General features: G+C 56.8%; 1 pseudogene. It reads right to left on the bottom strand.

The annotated features are described in order from the left end of the window. Positions 1-222 precede the first annotated feature (222 nt). A pseudogene (locus tag AC1RQ9_RS19020) lies at positions 223-1,028 on the bottom strand (hypothetical protein); the annotation flags it as partial.

Here is a 1,028-nt window from a genome sequence, read left to right as displayed (position 1 = left end):
CGACGTATATTATAATGATGGAGATTACCTGTTTCAGGTGTCCACGGCATTTCATCATGGCTTCTATTAAAACCTTACATTTCATAGATATTCAAACTTTGACCGGAAAATATATACACACGATCCTAATATCCAATCACCTCTGGAAAAATTGGATAAGTCATATCCGGTATGTGGAAAGCGACCCAAGTAACTATATGTCCGGAATGAGGCGTAAGCGGACTATTTCCTAAGCCTGATGATTCCGAGTTCGTGCCACATCCACCCGAAATCGTAGGCAGCCATGGCACCGCCACTCCCTTGGGCGCGGACCGTAGTGTTTTCGATATCCTTCAACCAGATGGCCACCTTTTTACGCCCTGAAGCTGTCTGGACGGCCTGGCGCGGCGTCATATCCCCCAGGGCCGGGACTGGCTCATCAAGCACCTGCCGATAGTGCCGCTCCAGCATCTGCCCGATAATCCGGGCTTCCTCCCCGGGCGGGATCTGCAGTTCTGGCGAGACCTCCCGTCCATGCGTCCCCCGGTCTTCCATCGCCTGCGCCGGCGTCATGATCTGCGTGAGCGGAGCCCCCACGAGATCGCCCAGAGCCGCCTGCAGCATGGCACGGCCACGTTCGGCACGCTCTTTCGAGTTCACCTGCAGCCGCAACTGCCGCCCCTTCAGATCCAGCGTGCCCAGCACGATCGCACCATCATCCATCTCCGTGCGCAGGAACCGCCCGTTTTCATCTCGTCCAGCCTTGCGCACGGGATCGCTCATTGGCTCTTTCAGCCAGTTCCAGAATGACCGGTTTTCCGGTCGCAGGGCCATGATCCCGTCAAGCACGTCCGCCACTGTCTTCTGCGTCACGCCCTTTGCCAGCGGGAAACACACTTCGTGGAAGACCAGATCCTCTCCGTCCCCATTGAACAAAGCTGGCCCCTCCATCTGCCGGGCCATGTCCTCCAGTGTCCGGAACAGCCAGGTCAGCGTGAACATCGGCGCAAGCTCACGCAGGGTCTGCGTATCGACTTTCGGAAACTCTA

This window comes from Komagataeibacter ossonobensis (assembly GCF_057359305.1).
This window is presented reverse-complemented; position numbering and strand designations above follow the sequence as displayed.